A 23,110-nucleotide genomic window follows, 5' to 3' on the forward strand; every position below is an offset into this window, starting at 1 on the left:
CGCTTTTTCACTTAAAATCTAAACCTTATATTTACTTGCTGTTATAAGCCGTCAGCATCCAAACCATCTTTTCCTGTTCTTTCAGATAATCACTCATCATCGAAACTGTCACTTCGTCTCCGGCTTGCGAAGCGATAGACAAAATCTTACGTTCTTCACCAATCAGATAGCTGATAGACTGCAGAATGTTATTCAATGCTTGTTCGCCGTTGCTTACCTTATCCACTTCATTGATGTTTGCCACTTTCAGATAGTCGCTGAACTTGTTAGCCGGAGTTCCTCCCAGCATTAAGATACGTTCTGCGATTTCGTCCACCTTTTCAGCGGTGTCGTCATACATCTTTTCGAATTGGCTGTGAAGTACGAAGAAGTCATGTCCTTTGATATTCCAGTGGAAACCGCGGAGGTTGGTGTAATACACTTGGAAGTCTGCCAGTAATTGCTGCAAAGATGCTACTACGTTGTTTGCTCCCGATTCATTCAATTTGATAAATTCTAAAGTTTTCATATTCTATTTGTTTTTAATGATTTATATTCGTTTTCTTTTTTTCTGTACTGCAAAGATAAGGCGGAAAATGCTTGTTGTCAAACTGAAAATTTCTATCTTTGCATAGAAGAAATCTATAACTTAATCTGATTTGATAGATGACAATACAACAATTGGAGTATATTTTAGCAGTGGACCAGTTTCGTCATTTTGCCCGGGCAGCCGAATATTGCCGGGTGACACAGCCTACGTTGAGTGCAATGATTCAGAAATTGGAAGAGGAATTAGGAGTAAAGTTATTCGACCGTACCGTACAGCCTGTCTGTCCCACAGCGATTGGAGAAAAGATAATTGATCAGGCACGTGTTATTTTGGCGCAGACTGCACAGGTGAAAGAAATAATCAGTGAAGAAAAGCAGTCGCTGGCAGGTGTATTCCGTTTGGGAGTATTGCCAACCATAGCTCCTTATTTACTACCTCGTTTCTTTCCTCAACTGATGGAAAAGCATCCGGAACTGGACATCCGTGTCACGGAAATGAAAACACAGGATATTCAGCAGGCGTTGCATGCCGGAGAACTTGATGCCGCAATCATAGCAAGCAAACTGGAGGATACCTTCCTGAAAGAAGAAACTCTTTTCTATGAAACATTCTTCGGGTATGTATCTTGCAAGGAACCTCTGTTCAAGCATGAGATGATCCGTACTTCCGATATAACAGGCGAACGCCTTTGGCTGTTGGACGAGGGGCATTGTTTCCGTGACCAGCTGGTACGTTTCTGTCAGATGGAAACGGTAAAAGTCAATCAGATGGCCTACCATTTGGGAAGCATGGAAACGTTTATGCGTATGGTGGAAAGTGGAAAAGGGATTACTTTTATTCCCGAGTTGGCTGTTTCACAACTGACAGAAGAACAAAAGAAATTAGTACGCCCATTTGCTATTCCCCGTCCTACACGGCAGATTGTACTGGCAACCAGCAGGGATTTTATCAGGCATAGCTTGCTGAATGTTCTGAAAGAAGAGATTCTGGCAGCTATACCCAAAGAAATGCAGTCTTTGCAATCCATTCAATATTTATTGTAAGATTCCTTATCCCTGTATGTCGCTTTTGGCTCTATTGTGCTTCAGCCATTGAGCTATTTCGGCTCCCTTAAAATAAATAATGAGGGAGCTGACTATAATAATCATTCCGGCAACGGTACTGAATGTCGGATATTCTCCCGGAAGCATTATCCAGCTCAGTACGGCACCCAATATCGGGTTGATTAACCTGCACATATTGATATCACTAACTTTAGCTCCTTTACTTTGCAAAGCGATAAACCAGAAACTGAACGCAAAAACCGAGATAAATACCAGAATGGAAAGGCTGATATAGAATCCGGCAGGTTTCCCGATAAAGGAGTGATATCCTTCCGTACCTAGTCCTACCATGTAGATAAGCAGTCCCCCGAAGAACATCTGTACAGCATTCAGGAAAATAGGGTTTACCTTACCTTTGTCTTCTGATACGGAAATCGCGGAATACCCCTGAAAAATGATACTAAGCAGTAAAAGTACAATACCCGTGATCCCTTTCCAGTCCAGTGGTGCGCCATTGCTGCCCATACCTACGATAAGTAACAGGCCGATGAGGCTGATAATAAGACTAATGATTTTGTGAATATTCAGCCGGTCATTGCTTGCCAGCAGATGAGCTAACAGTACATTGATCAGTGGCGTCATTCCCATAATAATGGAAGAAATAGCTCCGCTTACGAAATCGACACCAAAATAGAAAGCTGTGTACCCCATAAACATATTAATCAGAATCAAATTCAGAAACAATTTACTGTGTTGCCGAATCTCCTTCCACATACCCTTGTGCCAGGTATAAGCGAAAAGAATGATACCTACGGTAGTAAATCGGATACCTGCAAAGTTCATAGGAGAAAAGTCATAGCTCAACCCTTGTTTGATGAACGGATTGACGATAGCCCATAGTACAGAGGCCAATATAGCATAAAATAGTCCTTTTTTCATTGGATCGTTTGGATGGTTTTATTCAAAAATGTCGCAAAGATAGTAATAATTAGGCATATACGTTTTGAATTCTGGTCTTAATTCTTTATATTTGAGGAATCAACCATTTTTATTTAGTAATATGAAAAAATACATTGCAGAAATGATTGGGACGATGGTGCTCGTTCTGATGGGATGTGGAAGTGCTGTTTTTGCCGGTAGTATGGCCGGTACTGTAGGAGCCGGAGTAGGAACAGTCGGTGTTGCTTTGGCATTTGGACTTTCAGTAGTGGCGATGGCGTATGCTATCGGAGGTATCTCGGGATGTCACATCAATCCTGCTATTACGTTAGGGGTATTCCTTTCGGGACGTATGAATGGAAAAGATGCAGGCATGTATATGCTTTTCCAGGTGATAGGAGCGATTATCGGTTCGGCTATTCTTTACGCATTAGTGACTACCGGTGGGCACGACGGACCGACAGCTACCGGTTCCAATGGTTTCGGTGATGGCGAAATGTTACAGGCATTCATTGCAGAAGTCGTGTTTACTTTCATTTTCGTATTAGTGGTGCTGGGATCTACCGATCCGAAGAAAGGGGCGGGCGCTTTCGCAGGGCTTGCTATCGGGCTTTCGCTGGTATTGGTACATATCGTATGTATCCCTATTACGGGTACTTCCGTCAATCCGGCACGTAGTATCGGTCCGGCATTGTTCCAGGGTGGAGAAGCGTTGTCGCAGTTGTGGCTGTTTATTGTAGCACCGTTTGTAGGAGCGGCTGTCAGTGCACTCGTCTGGAATTATTTCGGTGACAAAAATGAAAAGAAATAATAAGAAGAAATAAACGGATCACTTCATGATAAAATTAAGGGCGAGAGTTTCACAACTGTCGCCCTCTTTTGCGTAATTATATATTATAATAAAAAGAGTGTTTCTATAATTACTAGATTTAATTGGATGAGGGGAATTCCACTTCATAGAATTTTTCCCCGTTATATAAGGTTTTGACACGTATTCTGAGTCCTTTCTTACCTTTCATCTGATCTTGAATCTTGTCCAGTTTGAAAGATATATACCCTTCGCCCAGACGGTCGGCGGTATCGCCTTCGTCGTTATGCCGGAATTCAAGATTGATATACTCATCGTTGGCATCATCGGCAGCAGGTTCAGCTTCCTTGTTGTTGATGACCAGATTCAGGAAATGTTTCTTATCCTCGCTATGCGTACCGTAATATTGGAATTCGATTGTCAGATATTTCTTGTCTTGGGTAATCCACATATAAGTGGAATTGATTTTATCGTCTCCGATCTTCTCTTCCGTATTTTCTCCTTCTCCCATAGTTACGATTTCTTTGGTCAGGATCTCTTTTATTTCTCTTACCTGAATATTATAGTCATATCCCTTCACCGGTTCTTCCAGTTCTTTGAATATGACAAAGGCGCGTTGCCCGTCTTTACTCTTGTCACTGATCCATCCATTTCCATTACTCGGGAACATTGTTTTTCCATCGTCCAGGGTGAAATAGAAATCCTTGCTATCCGGGCTGATCAGATTAATAGTGCTGATGACCAGCGAATCGGATGGAGAGTCATCATCCAGACAAGACTGAAATATCGGCATGGTGGTCATAACAGCAATTATAAATGCAATGAATTTAAATTTCTTCATATACTATAAAAATGATTTTTAATTGATACTATTTAGTTGCTTTGTATTTTGAAAATGCAGAAGGGGAGAAAATATTGCATTTGGATCTGTTAAAGAAACAAAAGTTGCAAAAGAGTTGTTCTCTCTGTGCAGTATTTCTATCTTTGCTGCATTTATAAGGTAAACACGTGTATAAGCAAATGGAAGAATTTGAGTTGTCGGAACAATGCAGGCTGGGAAATAATCGAGCCCGCAAAGAATTGTATGAGCACTATGGAGGGCGTTTGCTTGGCGTCTGTCTGCGCTATACAGGCGACCGTGATACAGCTCAGGACCTGCTTCACGATGGTTTTATAAAAATATTCAGTTCTTTCGACAAGTTCACCTGGCGGGGTGAAGGCTCATTACGGGCTTGGATGGAACGGGTGATGGTCAATACTGCTTTACAGTATCTTCGCAAAAGTGATGTAATCAGTCAGTCGACACCTTTGGAGGAAGTTCCCGAAGACTACGAGGAACCCGACGCTTCGGCTGTTGAGATGATTCCGCAAGCAGTATTGATGCGATTTATCGAAGAGTTGCCGGCTGGATACCGTACCGTGTTCAACCTTTATACCTTCGAGGAAAAGTCGCATAAGGAAATAGCACAGTTATTAGGTATTAATGAAAAGTCCTCGGCTTCGCAATTATTTCGGGCGAAGAGCGTGTTGGCTAAGAGAGTAAAAGAATGGATAATGAATAACGGATAGGTAGAGATATGGAAGAGAAAGAATTATGGATGAATAAGTTGAAGGAGAAGCTCGGAGATTACTCGGAGCCGCTGCCTGCTTCCGGTTGGGAACAACTGGAAAAAGAACTTATGCCTCCTGTGGAGAGGAAGATATATCCTTATCGTAAATGGACAGTAGCTGCTGCGGCTGTCATTTTATTGGCTTTAGTGTCATCACTCAGTTTGTATTTCTTGGGAACTCCTGCTGCCGATGATATTCGTCATGCCAAGACTCCGGCGTTAGCCTCTGTTCCGGATATTTTGCCGGATGCACAGCAACCGGATGCGACCGGAACAACGGTAGAGCCGGTAGTACGTCCGGTAGTGAAGGATCGCATAGCGAAGGCGGAACGGAATATTCCACAACCGACAGCAAATGCAGATGCACCTGTTCAGAAAGAAAAACAGGCTCCTTTGGAAGTGGGAGCTAAGGCGGGTGACCGGAAAGCAGAAGTGGAACAGGTGGAAGAAACGAAGGTTGCTCAGCAGAAGCAGACGGATACAGAACAACCGGGAAATAAACCACGCCGTCCTTCCAGCAGAGATAAGCTGCATATTCCGACTGAGAAGGCATCCTCACAGAAAGGTACGTGGTCGATGGGACTTTCGGTAGGTAATTCCGGAGGTGCTTCTACAGAGTTAGGATCGGGGATTCCTTCCTATATGTCTCGCGTGAGCATGGTATCGGTTTCGAATGGTTTGCTGAGCATACCAAGTGACCAGACGTTGGTCTTTGAAGATGGAGTGCCTTATTTGCGTCAGGCCAATCAGGTGGTTGATATGAAACACCATCAGCCTATCTCTTTTGGATTATCCGTCCGTAAGAGTCTGGCGAAAGGTTTTTCTGTTGAGACAGGGTTGACTTACACTTTGCTTTCTTCGGATGCAAAGTTTGCGGACAGCGACCAGAAGACAGAACAGAAACTGCATTATCTGGGTATTCCGTTAAAAGCAAACTGGAACTTCCTTGATAAGAAACTGTTTACTTTTTATGTATCCGGTGGAGGTATGATTGAGAAATGTGTTTATGGTAAGCTGGGCACAGAGAAGGAAACTGTGAAACCTTTGCAATTCTCCGTCTCCGGTGCAGTCGGCGCACAGTTTAATGCCACCAAACGGGTAGGTATATACGTAGAACCCGGTGTTGCTTATTTCTTTGATGACGGTTCTGATGTACAGACCATCCGTAAGGAAAATCCGTTCAACTTCAATATTCAGGCGGGTATCCGACTTACTTATTAGTCAATATAGTTGAGCTATATATTTTAAAAGCGATATTTTACCAATAACGGTTAAAATATCGCTTTTAAAGTTTTATATGCAGAAACTCTGCTGAAAAATCGGAAATCTGAGAAAATATTAATATCATTGTCATCTGTAACTTTATACCTTTGTTTCAAAATACGACACTATGGTTGATTTTTCAGATGAAAAGTTCTTATTAGACGAGATCAGAAAAGGTAATAATCAGGCATTTGAATATCTTTTTAAGGCTTATTATCCCCGTTTGTGCGGCTATGCTATTCGTTTCGTGGAAGATGAAGAGACGGCTCGTGATATTATTCAGGAGTGTTTTCTGCGTTTTTGGGAGAAGCGGGAGTTGTTGTCGGCTGTATCGGTCACCTCCTTACTTTTTGCAATGGTACGCAATGGATGCCTGAATTATTTGAAGCATCTTTCCATTGTCGAGAAACATCAGATAGAATATCTTGCATCCATTGATGGTGAAGAAAGGCTCTATTATGCCGACTTCACACTAGATGCAGAGCACAAACTACTATATGACGAATTACAGGAACAAATCAACCTTGTCATCGGGCAGCTGCCCGAGCGTTCGCGGGAAATCTTCCTGATGAGCCGTTTCAAAGGACTGAAGAATCGTGAAATTGCAGACAAACTTCAGATATCGACTACGGCAGTCGAGAAGCACATTGCGAAAGCATTGAAAAGCTTCTCCAAACACTTCAAAGACAAGTATCCGGTAGACATTTATATTATGATTGTTGCTTGGGTGATTATGAATAATAAATAAAAGAGGAAAATATAAACCATTGATAATTAGATTGGAAGAGCAGGAACTGAAAAATTCCTGCTTTTTTCTTTGTATGGGTGGTTGGGTAAAAGAAATAATAGTTGTTACATCTTATAGAAAGTGAAATTATGGAAGAAAAGAAAAACATTCGTGAGTTGGCCGTTCAGTATTTCGAAGGAAGAATCCGGCGAAAAGACGAAAAACTATTGTTTGAGTATGTCGGACAAAGTGAAGCAAATCGCACGGCATTCAGACAGTGGGAAAAGGAGTGGATTGCCTCGGGCATTACCGATTCCAATACCACGAAGGAGTGGGAGACATTACAACGCAAAATCCGCACGCAGGAAGCCATTATCCCGATGCTGGGTATTTCGAAAACGAGATTTTCCGTCTGGCGGAAAGTGGCTGCTGTTGCAGCCATCGTACTTCTGACTGTAGGAGGAACCCTTGGTGTCCGGCAACTCTCTTCCTCATTGCAACCGGAAACGTACTTTGTATGCGAAACTCCTTATGGTGAGAAGAGTAAAGTCGTTCTGTCTGATGGTACAGTCGTTTGGCTTAATGCAGGCTCCACACTGAAGTATTCGAACAAGTTCAATACCGCCAATCGCAGAGTCGAACTGAACGGTGAGGGATATTTTGAAGTCACCAAGAAAGCGGGAGCTACTTTCATCGTGCAGACACATGGATATGACATCGTTGTGAAAGGAACGAAGTTCGACGTATCCGCCTATGATGATGATCCTTTCATTTCCACCACTTTACTCGAAGGGTCGGTCGAACTGAATTATAAAGGCAGTCCGATAATGATGTCTCCTGGAGAGTCCATGAGATTGGACGTAGAAACAGGAAAATTCATCCGTACCCAAGTAAACGCTTCACAATCAAAAGCGTGGGCGGAGAACCGTATAGAATTTGATCACATTACATTGAAGGAACTGGTTGCAAAACTATCCCGACAATATGATGTGAATATTCGGCTGGAATCGGAAGCTGTAGGAGACAAGACATTCCGTATTTCTCTGCGCAACAGAGAAACAATCGGAGAGGTGATGACGGCTTTGCAAGAGATTATCCCGATAACCGTCGAACGTAAAGGCAAGGATATATATATCAGAGAATAATTTCCATTTTGTAACAACTATTATTAAATTAAATCGAGAAAAACTATGAACAACCGAAAGAGCTTATTACGGCTGCTTCTTTTAGTTTCATTTTGTCTGGCGACAGTGACTTTACACGCCCAAGTCATCAACAAGACATTCAAGAATGAAACACTGAAGACAGTCTTGAAAGAAGTTGAGCAGCAAACAGGTTTATCTGTCATCTATAAGACAGATGAAGTGAACGAGAATAAAAGAATTACGGCAACTTTCAAAAATGCATCATTGGATGAGGTGCTGAATAAAGTCTTGGATAAGGATTTGACTTATAAGTTGCAAAACAAGATGATAGTCATCTTGAAAAAGACGCAGAAACCTCATGACGGCAGTACAAAGAAGAACATCAAAGGAACAGTCGTGGATGATAAGGGCGAACCGATCATTGGGGCCAGTGTGGTAGTGAAAGGAACTTCAACCGGAATAATTACGGACCTTGACGGAAACTACACTATAAATGAAGTATCGGAAGATGCCTGGATTTCAGTCTCCTATATCGGTTATCAAAGTGTGGAACTTCGAGCTGCCGATAGTAAGAATCTGCTTCGGATTGTCCTGAAGGAAGACACTAAAGTATTGGATGAAGTAGTTGTCGTGGGGTATGGTGTACAAAAGAAAAGTGATATCACCGGTTCCGTTTCTTCCGTAAAGTCAGCAGAGCTATTGTCAGCTCCTAATGCCAGTACTGCGCAGGCCTTGCAAGGACGTGTGGCAGGTGTTGTTGTGCAGAATTCCAATGGTGCTCCTTCGGGATCGGCAACGATCCGTATCCGTGGAGCCAACTCGCTGACTTATGGAAATGATCCTTTGATCATAATCGATGGTGTTCAAGATGGGAATATCGGGAGCTTGAATCCTAACCAGATAGAATCCATAGAGGTATTGAAAGATGCTGCAGCCCTTTCTGTCTATGGTTCGAAAGGTGCGAACGGTGTTATTCTGGTGACAACTAAAAATGGGAAAACCGGAAAGCCGCAGGTGTCTTACAACGGTTTTGTTTCATTTGATGAAGTGCGGAAAACCTTGCCTGCATTGAATGCGAAAGAATATGCCCTGCTGATGAATGAGGCTCAGGAGGAGAATGGACTCAATCCTGCTTTTGGTCCGGATGAGATTCCGTTGGAAGGAAACAGTACGGACTGGCAGGATAAGATTTTTCGGAATGCGGTTTCCCAATCACATAACATCAGTATCAGTGGAGCGAAAGAAAGCATTTCTTATTTCATAGCTGGAGGATATACCAATAAAGATGGCATTGTGCAGAATACCAATTTTAAACAATATACTTTTCGTGCAAACTTTAAAGTTCAGGCTACATCCCGTTTGAATTTATCGCTGAATACGTTTGCCTCTTATGACGAGACGCATAATGGAGATTATGAACAGGCTATTAATGCGGCACTTCAATGGTCGCCTACGAAACGCATCTATGACCCCGATAGCGAAGGAGGATATACACAGCCGGGTGGAGGAATAGGACCGGTTTCATTGTACAATCCGGTGGGGTATGCTTTGGAGATAGTGGACGATAAATCCGTCGCTTCTTTTAATGCTTCTTTGATGGGAGAATATAAATTCTGGGATTTCCTCAAATTATCTTCTTTGTTTTCATATAAGACTCACAGCGATGCCAAAGGGTATTTTGATAATCAGCGTGTCAATAATGGCGATATTAGAGATATTAACGGAAGTAAGGCCCAATCACGCTATATCGCTTTGCAAAGTACCAGTATTCTGACTTTTGACAAGGCTTTTGGCGATCATACCGTTCAGGCTACCGGAGTATACGAAGTATTGAAGGATAATTATCAGAGCACATCTGCATCTTCCAGAGGAATTCCGGTGGGAATGGGATATAATGGAGTGCAATTCGGCTCTATTTTGCAGGCCCCTTGGGTGGAATATTCTACTACAGTGATGCAGTCTTTTATGGGTCGTGTGAATTATAGTTATAAGAATAAATACATGTTTTCCGGATCGGTTCGTTATGATGGAGCCAGCCAGTTGGCAGAAGGAAACAAATACGACAATTTTACAGCATTTTCATTAGGATGGAATCTTATGGAAGAGAAGTTTATGAAAAGGCTGAAAGATATAGTACCGGAGTTTAAAATTCGCGGGAGTTACGGTACGGTAGGCAATGCGGCAGTGCCCGCTTACTCTTCTCATTTAAAGTTTTATCCGGGCATGGACGATAGCGGAAACCCGACTTTGGCAATATCAGATTTAGGCAATGAAAATCTGAAATGGGAACGTACCCGTGAGTTGAACATCGGTATAGACAGTCGATGGTGGGGAGGGCGTTTGAGTTTCTCAGCCGAATATTATAACAAGAAAACCACAGACCTGTTGATGTGGCAGAAAGTACCTTCGGTATTGGGTGTCAGTTCCATCCTTACCAATGTCGGTTCCGTGTCCAATAAAGGATTTGATATCATGTTGGGTGGCATTCCTGTCTCTACCAAACATTTTAAATGGGACATAAATTATACATTGAATATCAATAAAAATAAGATTCTCGAACTGGACGGGCTCTCCAATACGCTTATTACAACCGGTGCCGATTATCCGGGATTGGTGGGTTCTTATGTCCAGATGGTGGGACAACCGATGGGCACATTCCTCGGATATACCTTTGCCGGTGTCTGGCAGAAATCAGAAGTTTCGACGGCTGCGCTTTACGGAGCAAAGCCCGGAGACGCTAAGTATGTAGATATCAACCGCGACGGAAAAATAGATAAGGATGATATAGGTATTATCGGTAATGCCCAACCGAAATTGAGTTTCGGATTCAACAATACATTTACGATTTTTGATTTCGACCTGAATATTTTCTGGCAGGGAGTGGCCGGTAATGACATTTATAATCAGAATCGTGTCCGGCGTGAGACTTATTCGTCGGATGCATTCCCGACCAGTACGGTTATGAAAGACCATTGGACACCGGAAAATCCGACAAATATTCCTGCTTTTTCGGGAGCAGAGTATGTTAATTCTTCCCGTTGGGTGGAGAAGGGAGACTATTTGCGCCTGAAAAATATCACATTAGGCTACCGCATTCCGCGTAAGATATTGTCAAAAATAGGATGTTCTTCCGCCCGTATCTATGTCAGTGCCAATAATCTATGGACAATAACCAATTATTCGGGATTTGATCCGGAAGCAAGTATGGGAGCAGACTCGGATGCGGCAGGCGTGGACCGTGGTGTGTATCCTTCGTCAAAGAGTTTCCTTGTAGGGTTGGATATTTCGTTTTAATGATCATTTAATAATAACAGACTATGAATTGTACACTTATAAAAAAGAGCTGCGTCGGATTATTGGCGATAATATTAAGTACGAGTTGTGCCGATTTGACAGAGAATCTTACCGGACAGCCAACTGTCGATAAGTTCTTCCAGACACTGACCGACTTCAATAGCTATATCACAGGAGCCTATACCCCCTTAATCCTTTTATATGGTACCGATATGCCCTATGCGGCCAGTGCAGGTGCCGAAGATGTAAATACCCCCGTCATCAGATGGAAAGGATTCGAACAGGTTAACATTAACACAGTAGGAAATCCGGACGAAGTGACGGATGAGTTATGGAACTCATATTACACAAGTATTAGCGCGTGCAATACATTGATAAAGATTATCGGTGAGAACACGAAATTATCTCCCGACGAATTGTCCCCGATTGGAGGGGAAGCCCATTTCTTGCGTGCTTTTAATTACTTCCAGTTGGTGCGTTGGTTTGGCGAAGTGCCATTGTTGACGGAGGATAATCAGGATAATGCGGCAAAAGAGCCTCAGGCGAGTGTTGCCCGGATTTACGAGCAGATAGTTTCTGATCTGAAGAATGCAGAGTTGACATTGCCTCTTTCACAGGATGATCCGAGCCGTCCCAGCCGTTGGGCGGCAAAAGCGTTGCTGGCAAAAGTCTATTTGACAATGGCGGGATTTCCGTTGAATGAGACTTCCTGTTATGCGCTGGCACGTGATAAGGCAAATGAAGTAATTAGTGAAAAGGTCTATACCTTAGAAAAAGTATATTCCCAATTGTGGTTATGGAGCAACCGTAAAATAAACTCCGAATTTATCTTTGCGCTTTATGCCAGTTCGGACAATGCAACAGGCAGTTATATCCATCAGGCCGTGCGTCCTACGGATCACGGAGAAAACGGTTGGGCAGATTGGACCAGTGACAAACGCTTTCTGGAAACTTTTCCTGTAGGAGATGGCAGCCGTTTGAACGGGACTTTTTATACTCGGATGAGAGACGGTGCTTCGTGGGAAGATACCAATGTGGCACAGCCTTATGTGGGAAAGTACCGGGATGCGGGTCCAAAGAGCGGAGGATATTCAGGGATAGCTACAGCTAATAAAGCGGACGGATTTTTCTGTATGTTACGCTATGCCGATGTGTTGCTGATATACGCGGAAGCCGCTAATCAGGCAGAAGGCAGCCCTTCAAAGGCTGCATACGATGCTATCAATGAAGTCCGCGAACGGGCAGGACTGACTAAACTATCGGGACTGACTCCGGCACAGTTTGACAAGGCGGTATTGGACGAACGTAACTGGGAATTGGCTTTTGAATGTAATCGTTGGTTCGATTTGTGCCGTCGTCATATTCTGAAGGAGACTTTAGAGGCTTATTATCCGGAGGCAAAGATTGACGACCACAATTATCTTCTACCGAAACCGAGCGACCAGATGACCATCATGACCGGTATTGTTCAGAATCCCGGATACAATTAAATGTCAATAACATAATCGAAAAGAACGAATGATATGAAAAGAAATATAACTTTGATTTTAACCACTTTGTGTCTGGCGATAGGAGTCGCTTCTTGCAGTGAAGATTCTTATCCGGAGAATCCTACCCTTGTTTCGCCTATTTCGGGATTAGTCTTGGAAGTGAACGGAACGGACTATGTGGCTACCCCTCTGTTGCAGGAAGATGGCTTGTTGAGTGAAACATTGTTGGTGGCAGTCAATCAGCCTTCCACTACTGCCATAGTGAAACAGATAGACATTTCCGACCCTTCGGCTACGGTCAATATAAGTGTGGGAGATGTGATTACTTTCAGGAATAACCAATTTGTGTTGGAATGGACGAAGGGTGTACAAACCGAGACTTTTCTACTGGAGATGAGTTATAATCCTCCTCCGGTAATGTATTTGGTAATGTCGGGTGAGAAAGGAGATTACTATGGCCTGAATACAGAAACGGCACAGACCATTGCTTCCATTACCTATAATAATCTGTTTGAAGGATATATAGACTTGACAAATACGAGCTGGAACAACATCGGCTTGGTGCAATCCGACCAGTCCGCCTATTTTGATGTTAGCGCCGGATTGGGCGGCGGACAATCTTATGGTACTTTAGCGATGGTGGAGAAACCCTCTCCGGGAACCGGCTATTATCCGTGTGACGGTCCCTGGGGAGATTGGACAACTGATGGAGGTAATGCCTCGATTGTTTCTCCCGGCATTTGGAAAGTTAATTTTGACCTCACTACCCGTCAGATCGTTTTACTGGAGACACAATGGGCTGTTACGGGGACAGCCGCAGGAACGGTGAAAGCAATGGTCTACAATTCTGACACCCGCAAGTGGTCTTTGACGACAGAACTTGCAGCCGGAAAATTGAAATTTACCACTATTCCGGTCTCTGCCGGTGATCCGACTGTAACGTATGGGGCGTCCGATGGTATTGTCAGACTGTCGGAGACAGGGACGGATATTACTATCGACGAAGCTGGTACGTACCGGATAGAATTAGACTTGAGTACACCTTTTTATGATTATACTATAACGAGATAAATCAACAATTATGAAGAAATTCTTATTAAGCAGTATATTTTTGTTTTCACTGGCTTATGGAGTAATAGCCTGTACCGAGGGGTTGCCAACCGACAACTGGGAAGAACCTGTCGTTCCCGTAGATCCTGCCGTTACTACCCTGCGGGGTTCGTTCGAAAGTAAGTTTGTGAGATACTCCAAAGGTCAGCAACACGAAGCTCAGATGGAAGAAGCGAAGATCGTCACCCTTTGGAAAGACACCCTTTGGCAGAACGACCGTACACACAAACAGATAGTGTTATGGTCAGGAGATAAAAAATATGACGACCTCACTTATGAAGTTTCGGATCTGGTGAGCGACGCGAACAGCATCTCTGCCTCCAATATCCGACTTCGTTTCCCTTCTTATATAAAGGGAGACGATCAGGCACTCGATTGTGGAAATTATGAGAGTCGCACCACTACCTTGATTGCCGATGCTCTTTCCGAAGTACCCGTCACAACGCTCACCACTCAAGATCCCGTTAAGATATGGGTGACCATAAACACGCCGGCAGATGCCGTACCGGGCATATATACCGGAACCATTCAGGTGAAATCAGCCAATGAAGTGAAGCAGAAGTTTAATCTGGAATTGCTTGTCGTAGATCATCAGTTGCCTGCGGTAGCCGATTGGAGTTTCCATCTTGATTTATGGCAGTTCCCTTTCCAATTGACAACTCTGTGTCGGGACAACGGAGAAAATGTCGTTCCTTTCTCCGACGAATATTTTGCGATGATGAAGCCGTTTTATCAACTGTTGGCAGATGCCGGGCAGAAGGTAATCACCACGTATATCAAGGACGGTGCTTTCAATAGCGGACAAACGATGGTGAAGTGGTCGAAAAACAGTTCCGACGAGTGGATATTCGACTATACCGATTTTGATAAATATGTCGGGAAAATGATGGAATGGGGAATCAATAAACAGATCAGCTGTTTTTCTTTGGCCGGATGGAAGACGTCTGTCGGATATAAAGATGCGTCGGGCACGGACCGGACATTGGAACTCACCATCGGTACGGAAGAATACAACACAGTGTGGTCTGCTTTCCTGACTTCTTTCAAGACGCATCTGCAAGAAAAAGGCTGGTTTGACAAAACCGTGCTTTATATGGATGAGATTAAAGAAGACGGTATGAAGTCAATCATAGCTTTAATCAAAGAGAACGATGCGAACTGGAAAATAGGACTGTCGGGAGGAAATGTCGACAGCGGGATAGAGAACAGCCTGTATGATTATTCGACCATTTTAGGCTACGAGCGCCAGTCGGACAATGCCGTTTCTACCTTCTACACCAGTTGCTCGCAGCAATACCCGAACAACTACGTTACGGCGCAAACCAATCCGGCAGAAATGTCGTGGATGGCGTGGTATGCGCTGGCAAAAGGATTTGACGGATATCTGCGCTGGGCATACGATTACTGGACACAGTCTGACCCTACCAGTGCACAGGATGGAAGTAATGCGTCCGGCGACTTCAATATGATTTATCGCAGCGAAAATACCGCCGCCGCTGTTCCCATCTCCAGCATCCGTCTGGAACTGCTGCGGGAAGGCATTCAGGATTTTGAGAAGGCACGTATACTGAACAACGGACAACTGGACGCAGCTATCCGCAATTTCACCTCTGCTTCGGGGCGTGAAGCCGCCAAGTGGGTAGGAATAGCCGAAGGAACATTGAAAGAACTATCTGCAAATGATTAAACAGAAATAGATAATGAAGAAATTAAAGAATAAAATAGCTTTCGTACTGCTGTTTATACTTGTCTCCGCCATGTCGCAGGCAAAGGGATTGGACCCACGTTTTCAGATACTCCCTTTACCCCAGAACATAGAGATATTGAAAGGGCAGGGGATAGCAGGTAGTGAACTGGGATATATCGTATCGAAAGGCGAAAGTAAAATCCCCGTTTTAGGAACATTGCTGGACGCTTTACCCCGCATTGAAAAACAAGGAGCAGGTATTACACTTTCCCTGTCGGAACAGAACACACCCGAATCTCCGGAAGGATATACGCTGGAAATCACATCCCGGGGAGTAACGATCCAATCGCGTGGACAAGCAGGATTGTTCTACGGTTGTCAGACCTTGGAACAACTAATGGAGGATAGTCGTGACCTTCGTATCCCTATTCCATGTCTCCGAATGACGGATTATCCCGAAATCTCTTACCGTGCCGTTCACTTTGATACGAAGCATCATCTGGACCGGGCGGAATACTACTATCGGACCATTGATAAACTGGCCCGCTATAAGGTAAATGCCATCATTTGGGAAGTGGAAGACAAGCTGCGCTATACCCGCCGTCCCGAAGTGGGCGCCCCCAATGCCATCAGCAAACAAGAGATGCAGGCTATCAGTCGCTATGCCAAGGAGCGTAATATTGAAATCAGTCCCTTAGTACAAGGATTGGGACACGCCGGCTTTATCCTGAAACGCCATTGGGAACTGCGGGAAAATCCGTATAGTGACTGGGAGTTCTGTCCTTCCGACCCGCGTACCTATGAGTTACAGTTTGATCTTTACCGGGATGCGATGGAAGCCATGCCGGACGGCAAGTATCTCCATATTGGTGGAGATGAAATAACGGCTATCGGCATAGACGAACGTTGTAAAGCGACCGGAAAAACAGCTTTTGAATTGCAGATGATCTGGCTCAAAAAGGTTTGCGACTTTGCTGTGGAACATGGCAGAACTCCCATCTTCTGGGATGATATGCCTTTGAAGTATGCCGACCTTTGGTGGTTGTTGCATCGCCCGCTCACCGATGATGAAATTCGTAAGAACTGGAATACCTCCCGGCTGGACGAAGCTATCAAGATGTTCCCGAAGAATTGCATCTATATGCGTTGGCATTACGAAGACCCTACCGTCTTGTCCCATCAGATGCTCCTGAAATGGTATCATAAGAATGGACTGAATGTAATGGGAGCTACCGCAGCAGCGACCGGCGAGACCCCGTTCATGCCCAGAAACAACTCCAGGGCACAATATATTAAAGATTTCTGCAAACTTGTTTCTCAGAATCAGTTGAAGGGCATCCTTGCCACGGCTTGGGATGATGCCTCTGCCCATTGGGAAACGGTGATGCGCGGACTTATAGCACAGGGCGAATATAGTTGGCATCCGGACGGGCGGACTGTGGACGAGTTTATCCGGGCGCACGCCCGAAGGGAGTTCGGATTGTCCGGTCAGCAAATGGAGTTTCTGACGGAAATGGAGAAAGCTGCTTTCTTCTTTGATCAGGCATTAGTCGTTTCCGGCACGCGAAATCCGGCATGGGGAGTATCGGAAGCATTCCGGTTGCTGGATTTGCCGGATTCGGAGAAACCGGGAGAATGGAAGCGGAAATATCAGGGAAGACTGGATACCGTCCGCATTGAATCGGCGCGTTATGAGAAGATTTGTAAAGGCTTGAAAGTAGCTGAACAGGCAGCTTTACGCAATCGCTATACGTTGGATATTTATAAGCAGACGAACGAACTGTTTCACTATCCGGTGAAATTGTTGGAAGTTTTAGAGGTTTATGACAGTACAAAAAGCGATGAAGAACGTCTTCAAGCATTAGTAAGGATAGGTGACGTGTGTAACTCCTTCAAAAGTATGCGTGCTGAATTTGAAAAGACTTATTCGCAAACTCGTTTTATGGAGAGTCCGGAGGGGTATATTGCCGACCAGAACCACCATCATCACTTGTCTGCTTTAAGTAACAACAGTGACTGGATATTTCTGTATGAAATGCCGATGGTAGAAAAAGTGGAAAGATGGTTGAAGGAACAGAAAGATAACTAACCTTAGATTTTAAATATCGTATTGTTCCGTGGAGAGCAATACAGCGTAGTGTTTTGGAGGTATTAGTCACCATTTCGGGAAGCAGGCAGTAGCTGTGCTTTCCGGAATGGCTTTTTTATAATCAATAAAAATAGTTTTATGGAAAATTCATTGAATGATGAATTGTTTTGTTCATTGAAAAATGAACTTCGTGAAGTAAACGCGCAAATCGATGTGCATAGTGAAAAACTGATGGATCTGCTTGACCAAAAAAAAGAATTGTCATCCAACTGATTCGGGAAGGAGAACATATGACGCCCCCCATTATCGAATATCGGGGAGATCCGAAACGGTACATTTCTGTAGTCTTGGGCGCTATTGACAGGGGGCGGTTGACTTATAATGGAGATGCAAACTGCGAGCAGACATTCCGCTCTTTGTCGGGTGTAATAGATGTTATAAGTCCTAAGAACGGGAAAGCACTAAGTGTGGAAACGTTGGTCTCGTATGAGAAGAAAGAACGTGCCGGAGAGTTTTCGGACTATTCGAAAGGAAATTCCGAATAGCCTGCTTTTATTGATGGGCTGATAAAAAATGTGGCGGAAATCTGAATGAATACTTGTGCAGATTGCCGCCACTTAGGTTTCATTACTCAATGGTCTCTATTAACCAACGATTTAAGTTCCGGCTTTCTGCACTAAATTCCACTCCGATCTTTATAATCTCTCTATGATCTGCCTGATAAGGAATCAAATATCCTTTTTCATCAATTTGTTTTAGTGCTTCTTCGACTGTTCCATTCAGCTTAAACTCAAATACATAGATATATTTCGGTGTTTTTACTACAGCGTCGGCACGTCCACGGGCACTGCGTACTTCGGCTTCGGTAAATTGTCCCATTAATTTGAATACCAAGTAGAAGATCACTTGATAATGCCGTTCGGTCTGGTCATTTAATTCGTATGGAATGTCTCCAAAGAAAGCTTCAAGGCGGGTAAGGAAAGAGTCGTAGTCGCCTGTCCGTAAATCCTGAACAAATTTGCCTATGTAAAATCCTTGGTCATTGTTCTTCATTGGTGTATAGAACGGCACAAGAAAATTGATGAATCCATAGCGCACTTCATCATTAGGAAAGGCAAGCAGATAATTTTGGAATTCTCTGTCGTAGTCCTTTATTGTTAAATATCCGCTTTGGTAAATCAATGGAATAGGGTTATTCGCGTCTACCCTATATTCTGCAAAAGAAGAAACAGGAGCTTCGATGCCATTAAGCAAAGTACGCAGATCATAGTCACTTTTTTGCAAAAGTTCGATCAAGAAAGTAGGTGTACCTGTTTGAAACCAGTAATTTCCCAATTCCAGTTTGCTGAAAGCATTCAATACACTAAATGGATTGAATACCCCATCGCCGTCCGGGTGAAAATGGTAACCGTCATAATTGCGTTCCATCGCAGTTACTACTTCTTCCGGAGTCTGATGATTTTTCCGCCCGAAAGTTTCTATTTCGGGTTTAAATGTTGCAGTCAGTTCCTCACGGGTGATGCCGCAAAGTGTTGCATAAGAGTAGTCCAGGCTAATATCATTCAGTTGATTCAGATCGCTGAATACGCTGACTTGTGAGAATTTTGTAACTCCGGTCAGGAATACAAATCTCAGATAACGGTCCGTACTTTTTAGTACTCCGTAAAAAGCTTTCAGCGATTGACGATATTCTTCAAGCAGTTCGAGGTTGGTGATGGCTTGCAGTAGTGGCTTATCGTATTCATCAACCAGTACGACTACTTGATGTCCGGTCTGTTCACATGCCCTGCGAATGACACCTCCGAAGCGTGCGGAAGGAGTCTTTTCGTCAAGACCTTTTCCATATTGAAGTTCCCATTGGGTGAGATGATTGCTGAGAATATCATTTAGTTTCTCCGGCTTATCATACTTTTCTGCATTTAGGTCAAGATGGAGTACCGGATATTCTGTCCATTCTGTTTCCATTTGTTCGATAGCAAGACCTTCGAATAGTTCTTTTTTACCTAGAAAATAGGATTCGAAGGTAGATAACAGCAGGCTTTTGCCAAATCGGCGCGGTCTGCTCAGGAAGTATGGTTTCCCTAAATTAGCCATCCGCCATACCAATGCAGTCTTATCTACATAAAGATAATTCTTCCTTCGTATATCTTCAAAGGTTTGTATTCCAATAGGAAGTTTACGCATCAAGTTGTCCATATCTGATTCTTTTGATCTTTTGCACATCAAAGATAACAAATATTTCCTGAAGTCTGCTTCAATTGACAGGCTGATTTGAAAATGCGGTGAGAAATCGAAAAAAGACAGTTGTGTTTTTCTGATTTCCCGCCGTCTTTTTGGAGGAAGAAAAGGCAAAAAGTGAGAGGAGTGAGAGAGGATTTCTAACATTCGTATTTTTTTTAGAGAAATATAGAAAGTAGAAATAAAGAAATAAAATAGAAAAAGTTTCAATTCCTCTCTCACTCCTCTCACTTTTGTAGGTGAAGATGATGAAAAATAATATAAAACGAGAAAATGTGTTGTATAGTTGAACAACGTTTCGTATATTTGCGTTATGGAAAAGAAACGTAAGATCCGTACATACGGAGGTTACTTTGAGGCTTTCATGGAGACTTTAACCGAAAAGGAACAAGATAAAATTCAATATGGATTACTCTTGTTGAAAACACAAGAAAGACTCTCCGCTAAATTTGTGAAGTTTATTCGGGATGGAGTTTTCGAACTTCGTACAGAGTATAATAACAATATATACCGGGTCTTTTTCATCTTTGATGATGGTAATATTGTCGTGTTGTTCAATGGCTTTCAAAAGAAGTCACAAAAAACACCCAGTCATGAAATTGATAAAGCAGTAAAAATAAAGGAGGAATATTATGCAGATAAACAATCATCAAATAGTAGATTATGATGCTGTCCTTGATGCCAAATTTGGTGCAGAAGGTACTTCCGAACGTGCAGAGGCAGAAGAAAAGGCATACGCCTTTTACACAGGGCAGATTATCGGAGACGCGAGGAAAAAGGCTAAAATCACTCAGGCTGAATTAGCCCGGCGTATCGGTTCTGACCGTTCTTATATTTCAAGAGTAGAAAGTGGTCAGACGGAACCTAAAGTATCTACTTTCTATCGCATAATGAATGCGTTAGGCTGTAAAATAGAATTTTCAATGATTTTGTAAAAACAATAAATGCAGAGTATCCGTCAAGATGACTCTGCATTTTGCTATATTCATAATTCATAGGTCTTTCCCGCTTCTACTCATACAGTCTGTTTGATTTTACCTGTTCGATATCTATAATAAACACAGCATAGCGGCGCCCGTTATTTCCTTTTTTTGACTCAAAGTGGTGTTTGGTCATCACCTTTCCCAACTGTATTTTTGACCCGATGGAATACTGGTAACCGGTACGCTCACGTATCAGTTCCGCAATCTCACTGACAGTCAGATAATGAATCTTCTCGAAACGGTCCGGCTTGCGGATATGCGTAAGTACCAATTCTTCTTCCGGTGAATGGAAGACGAAAGCCTCGTTATTCTCTTCAAGACGTTCATTTTCCGCCTGCGTGAACCAGTACTGATATCCCGGTTTGTTCAGCAGATATTTGATCTGAGCATAGAGCTGCGGATAATTGATGGTAATAAATTGGATGGAATTGGGATGAAAACAAAGGAAACGACGATTACCTGTCGTGTCGTGAAGCACTTCCTGATAATTACATGTTCCTGCAAAAGAAGCCGTATGAGGAAAATTTTGCGAACGGCGTGCATAAGGCAGACGGAAACTGATGACTTTGCGTGTTACCAAATCTTTGAATGCATTCAGTTCGCGACCACTCATGCCTTCAAACTCGTCGAGATTGATCAGCATAGCCTGTGTTATTTTTGCCAAATCATCTTTATTGTTCGAATTGATTAGTCCGGTAGAAAGATAAGCACGCAGTTCGGGAGGCAGGAGGTTGTTGATAAAAGTCGTTTTCCCTATGTTCTGTATCTCGCTGCATAGCAAAAGTACCGTGTGATTGACAATGTTCTCCTGAGTAGCGGCTGCGCACATTGCTACCAGATAACGCTCCAGACATTCTGCCCAGAACTCCTGATGATTCGTCTGGACACTATCTGCAAGGATACGGATATAGTCGGTTCCGTCCCATTCGGGCAATAATTCAAAATATTCGCGAATAGGGTGGTACGTCTGGCTGAAATCGGAGTAGATCAGATTCTCGATCGTTTTGACAGTACAGGAATATCCCAGCTCATTAATTTCTATCCAGATACTGTTTTCCATCATTTCATCCAGAATGCGGAAAGGTTCCGGTTGCTCTGAGGCGGGATGCCTTCTGCGATATTCCATAATATGCAGCACTTCGTTGTAGCGTGTCTCGTAGTTTTCGCTGATATGCTGCTCTATCCGTAATATCCGTTTCTGTGTACTATTCAACTTATAGGTCTTAAATTCATCGGTGTGAGAGTAGGCACTATTTATCAAAGAGTCTGTTTCGTCCGCCGGAAAGTCTGTAAACTGGCTTTTGATGAAAGCGGACGCTTCTTCCTGCGGAATGCCGTAACGGTTGAATATGCATGAGAGATGATGCAGGTAATTGTTCCGGTTTCCTGCTGTGTATTTTTCGGACTTGTTGTGATAGTAGGTTAAAGTCAATACCAGAGAAGCGTTGTCGGAATGGGAGTTGAGCGCTGTTTCCTCATTCATCGGGTTGTCCTTCGGATGATTCTGTTGTTTGGGGCCGGAGGCACTTTTATTCTTTGAAGGCTTGTAGGACATAGGAGGTTGTGCCATGAGGAAAGCCTCGGCATCCGGATTGAAATAAATGTCCGGGTCGTAGGAGAACAAACAGGTACGCGCCACATCCTGACCGGAGGTATCGATTTCTATCTGGCAGAGCTGGGCATACAGAGAGGCAAGCTTGGTGTAAACTGCATGGTGGAAGTTTGCTATTTCCTGAAGGGTTTCGGGCAAGGTTTCATCCGGATGGCATGCACGCACTACAATTTTCACTCCCATCCCTTTGGGACTGATGAAAACGATTCGGGTGTACCTGCATCCTCTGATTATAGGGAGAATCCGCGCTAATTCTTCTTCACTGAGATGGTCGATATCTATCACAATATGTCCCAGATATTTGACGAGATTGTCTTTGGTACGCCTGCCTCTGTAACAGGCAGAAAAGGCGATGGCCGGCAACTCTTTTTTCTTTTCATTGGCAGCCTTTTCTCCTTGCTCTGCAAAGATGTGACGTATCTCTTCGACTCTTTTCCGGTAGGTGGAACTGGCGATGGCCGATACTATTTCTTCTTCAGTCATTTCTGCTATTACATAATAGAAGTTTTGGAATATGGTGAAATGTTTCATATTGATTGTAGT

Annotated in this window: 20 protein-coding genes; 15 read left to right on the forward strand and 5 right to left on the reverse strand. The window is 43.4% G+C overall.

Annotation, left to right across the window (positions count from 1 at the left end; all coding sequences use genetic code 11):
- Positions 1–31 precede the first annotated feature (31 nt).
- Positions 32–508, reverse strand: coding sequence for a Dps family protein (locus tag K6V30_RS12565; RefSeq protein ID WP_008760417.1), 477 nt, complete (start codon positions 506–508; stop codon positions 32–34).
- Positions 509–645: 137 nt separating this feature from the next.
- Between K6V30_RS12565 and K6V30_RS12570 the strand changes: the two genes are divergently transcribed.
- Positions 646–1,572 carry a hydrogen peroxide-inducible genes activator gene (locus tag K6V30_RS12570; RefSeq protein ID WP_010537400.1) on the forward strand — a complete coding sequence of 309 codons (927 nt, stop codon included), beginning with the start codon at positions 646–648 and terminating at the stop codon, positions 1,570–1,572.
- Positions 1,573–1,578: 6 nt separating this feature from the next.
- On the opposite strand, the gene K6V30_RS12575 is transcribed toward K6V30_RS12570, so the two are convergent.
- Positions 1,579–2,511 carry a DMT family transporter gene (locus tag K6V30_RS12575; protein ID WP_010537401.1) on the reverse strand — a complete coding sequence of 311 codons (933 nt, stop codon included), beginning with the start codon at positions 2,509–2,511 and terminating at the stop codon, positions 1,579–1,581.
- 121 nt (positions 2,512–2,632) lie between these two features.
- Here K6V30_RS12575 and K6V30_RS12580 point away from each other — a divergent pair, with 121 nt between their 5' ends.
- Positions 2,633–3,322 (forward strand): MIP family channel protein, encoded by a 690-nt coding sequence (locus tag K6V30_RS12580; RefSeq protein ID WP_032841205.1) that lies wholly within the window; start codon positions 2,633–2,635, stop codon positions 3,320–3,322.
- Positions 3,323–3,440: 118 nt separating this feature from the next.
- Here K6V30_RS12580 and K6V30_RS12585 read toward each other — a convergent pair whose 3' ends face one another.
- Positions 3,441–4,160 carry a NigD1/NigD2 family lipoprotein gene (locus K6V30_RS12585; RefSeq protein ID WP_055269916.1) on the reverse strand — a complete coding sequence of 240 codons (720 nt, stop codon included), beginning with the start codon at positions 4,158–4,160 and terminating at the stop codon, positions 3,441–3,443.
- Positions 4,161–4,339: 179 nt separating this feature from the next.
- On the opposite strand from K6V30_RS12585, the gene K6V30_RS12590 reads away from it, so the two are divergent.
- The 11 genes from K6V30_RS12590 to K6V30_RS12635 all read left to right on the forward strand — a co-directional run bounded on the left by K6V30_RS12590 (position 4,340) and on the right by K6V30_RS12635 (position 18,279).
- Positions 4,340–4,888 (forward strand): RNA polymerase sigma factor, encoded by a 549-nt coding sequence (locus K6V30_RS12590; RefSeq protein ID WP_008760422.1) that lies wholly within the window; start codon positions 4,340–4,342, stop codon positions 4,886–4,888.
- Positions 4,889–4,896: 8 nt separating this feature from the next.
- Positions 4,897–6,150, forward strand: a complete 1,254-nt coding sequence (locus K6V30_RS12595; RefSeq protein WP_055269918.1) for an outer membrane beta-barrel protein — start codon at positions 4,897–4,899, stop codon at positions 6,148–6,150.
- A gap of 169 nt (positions 6,151–6,319) precedes the next feature.
- On the forward strand, positions 6,320–6,940 hold the full coding sequence (locus K6V30_RS12600) for an RNA polymerase sigma-70 factor (RefSeq protein WP_055269920.1): 621 nt from the start codon (positions 6,320–6,322) through the stop codon (positions 6,938–6,940).
- A gap of 128 nt (positions 6,941–7,068) precedes the next feature.
- Positions 7,069–8,064, forward strand: coding sequence for a FecR family protein (locus K6V30_RS12605; RefSeq protein WP_055269922.1), 996 nt, complete (start codon positions 7,069–7,071; stop codon positions 8,062–8,064).
- 45 nt (positions 8,065–8,109) lie between these two features.
- Positions 8,110–11,358 (forward strand): TonB-dependent receptor, encoded by a 3,249-nt coding sequence (locus K6V30_RS12610; RefSeq protein ID WP_055269924.1) that lies wholly within the window; start codon positions 8,110–8,112, stop codon positions 11,356–11,358.
- Between the two features lie 23 nt (positions 11,359–11,381).
- Positions 11,382–12,848 (forward strand): RagB/SusD family nutrient uptake outer membrane protein, encoded by a 1,467-nt coding sequence (locus tag K6V30_RS12615; protein ID WP_055269926.1) that lies wholly within the window; start codon positions 11,382–11,384, stop codon positions 12,846–12,848.
- A 33-nt stretch (positions 12,849–12,881) separates the two neighbouring features.
- Complete coding sequence (locus tag K6V30_RS12620) at positions 12,882–13,919, forward strand: cadherin repeat domain-containing protein (protein WP_055269928.1); 1,038 nt, start codon at positions 12,882–12,884, stop codon at positions 13,917–13,919.
- Positions 13,920–13,929: 10 nt separating this feature from the next.
- Positions 13,930–15,645 carry a DUF4091 domain-containing protein gene (locus K6V30_RS12625; protein ID WP_008760428.1) on the forward strand — a complete coding sequence of 572 codons (1,716 nt, stop codon included), beginning with the start codon at positions 13,930–13,932 and terminating at the stop codon, positions 15,643–15,645.
- 13 nt (positions 15,646–15,658) lie between these two features.
- Positions 15,659–17,734 (forward strand): family 20 glycosylhydrolase, encoded by a 2,076-nt coding sequence (locus K6V30_RS12630; RefSeq protein ID WP_081030857.1) that lies wholly within the window; start codon positions 15,659–15,661, stop codon positions 17,732–17,734.
- Between the two features lie 138 nt (positions 17,735–17,872).
- On the forward strand, positions 17,873–18,007 hold the full coding sequence (locus K6V30_RS25210) for a hypothetical protein (protein ID WP_022301701.1): 135 nt from the start codon (positions 17,873–17,875) through the stop codon (positions 18,005–18,007).
- Positions 18,008–18,024: 17 nt separating this feature from the next.
- Positions 18,025–18,279 (forward strand): hypothetical protein, encoded by a 255-nt coding sequence (locus K6V30_RS12635; protein WP_010537412.1) that lies wholly within the window; start codon positions 18,025–18,027, stop codon positions 18,277–18,279.
- 82 nt (positions 18,280–18,361) lie between these two features.
- On the opposite strand, the gene K6V30_RS12640 is transcribed toward K6V30_RS12635, so the two are convergent.
- Entirely contained in the window at positions 18,362–19,930 is a 1,569-nt protein-coding gene (locus K6V30_RS12640) for an ATP-binding protein (protein WP_055269973.1), read from the reverse strand.
- A 355-nt stretch (positions 19,931–20,285) separates the two neighbouring features.
- Here K6V30_RS12640 and K6V30_RS12645 point away from each other — a divergent pair, with 355 nt between their 5' ends.
- Both K6V30_RS12645 and K6V30_RS12650 read left to right on the forward strand, forming a co-directional pair.
- Positions 20,286–20,639, forward strand: coding sequence for a type II toxin-antitoxin system RelE/ParE family toxin (locus K6V30_RS12645; protein ID WP_029425458.1), 354 nt, complete (start codon positions 20,286–20,288; stop codon positions 20,637–20,639).
- A complete protein-coding gene (locus tag K6V30_RS12650; RefSeq protein WP_055269930.1) occupies positions 20,605–20,907 on the forward strand; it encodes a helix-turn-helix domain-containing protein in 303 nt (100 codons plus the stop codon). Before K6V30_RS12645 ends, K6V30_RS12650 begins: the two co-directional genes overlap by 35 nt.
- Before the next feature lie 76 nt (positions 20,908–20,983).
- Here the strand turns inward: K6V30_RS12650 and K6V30_RS12655 are convergent, their stop codons facing one another.
- The gene (locus K6V30_RS12655; protein ID WP_055269932.1) at positions 20,984–23,098 is read right to left on the reverse strand and encodes a virulence-associated E family protein; all 2,115 of its coding nucleotides are present in this window, start codon (positions 23,096–23,098) and stop codon (positions 20,984–20,986) included.
- Between the last annotated feature and the right edge of the window lie 12 nt (positions 23,099–23,110).

The organism is Bacteroides faecis (genome assembly GCF_020091505.1).
In the GTDB taxonomy this organism is placed as follows: Bacteria; Bacteroidota; Bacteroidia; order Bacteroidales; family Bacteroidaceae; genus Bacteroides; species Bacteroides faecis.